Here is a 672-nt window from a genome sequence, read left to right on the forward strand (position 1 = left end):
GGTGATCGCCGAAGTATCGACTCAACTATCAGAGGTAGTTGGCGTCATCGAGCGCCATCTCGAACCGACGTTGCTGGCCGTACATTTGTACGGCTCCGCAGTGGATGGCGGCCTGAAGCCACACAGTGATATTGATTTGCTGGTTACGGTGACCGTAAGGCTTGATGAAACAACGCGGCGAGCTTTGATCAACGACCTTTTGGAAACTTCGGCTTCCCCTGGAGAGAGCGAGATTCTCCGCGCTGTAGAAGTCACCATTGTTGTGCACGACGACATCATTCCGTGGCGTTATCCAGCTAAGCGCGAACTGCAATTTGGAGAATGGCAGCGCAATGACATTCTTGCAGGTATCTTCGAGCCAGCCACGATCGACATTGATCTGGCTATCTTGCTGACAAAAGCAAGAGAACATAGCGTTGCCTTGGTAGGTCCAGCGGCGGAGGAACTCTTTGATCCGGTTCCTGAACAGGATCTATTTGAGGCGCTAAATGAAACCTTAACGCTATGGAACTCGCCGCCCGACTGGGCTGGCGATGAGCGAAATGTAGTGCTTACGTTGTCCCGCATTTGGTACAGCGCAGTAACCGGCAAAATCGCGCCGAAGGATGTCGCTGCCGACTGGGCAATGGAGCGCCTGCCGGCCCAGTATCAGCCCGTCATACTTGAAGCTAG

At 53.7% G+C, this 672-nt stretch carries 1 protein-coding gene; it reads left to right on the forward strand.

Annotation, left to right across the window (positions count from 1 at the left end; all coding sequences use genetic code 11):
* Position 1: 1 nt before the first annotated feature.
* Positions 2-672: AadA family aminoglycoside 3''-O-nucleotidyltransferase (locus tag SJ312_RS23310; RefSeq protein WP_001334793.1), on the forward strand; the 671-nt coding region annotated here is incomplete at its 3' end.

The organism is Providencia sp. CIM-Carb-044 (assembly GCF_033901115.1).
In the GTDB taxonomy this organism is placed as follows: Bacteria; Pseudomonadota; Gammaproteobacteria; order Enterobacterales; family Enterobacteriaceae; genus Providencia; species Providencia hangzhouensis.